The 291-nt window shown below is 38.5% G+C and carries 1 protein-coding gene; it reads left to right on the top strand.

Annotation, left to right across the window (positions count from 1 at the left end):
• On the top strand, positions 1–279 hold a 279-nt coding region (locus HC026_RS12540), incomplete at its 5' end, for an IS30 family transposase (protein ID WP_168926224.1).
• Between the last annotated feature and the right edge of the window lie 12 nt (positions 280–291).

The raw sequence follows: 291 nt of genomic DNA on the forward strand, positions 1-291 counted from the left end.
TCTATAACTGTTGATCATGGTAAGGAGTTTGCCGATTATCGATCCATAGAACAAGACTATCAGATTAAAGTTTATTTTTGTCACCCGTATTCACCATGGGAACGGGGATCCAATGAATATTTCAATCGATGGTTACGGTGGTTTTTCCCGAAAAAGACTAACTTTGACCAGATAACGACTGATGAAATCCTGGCAGCACTTGAGCTTATTAATCAACGACCATTAAAAATCCATCATCAACAGACTGCCATTGAAAGTTTCCGGGCTTGTTCGGATTAAACTTGTAATTTG

This window comes from Secundilactobacillus angelensis (genome assembly GCF_012641075.1).
Classification (GTDB): Bacteria; Bacillota; Bacilli; order Lactobacillales; family Lactobacillaceae; genus Secundilactobacillus; species Secundilactobacillus angelensis.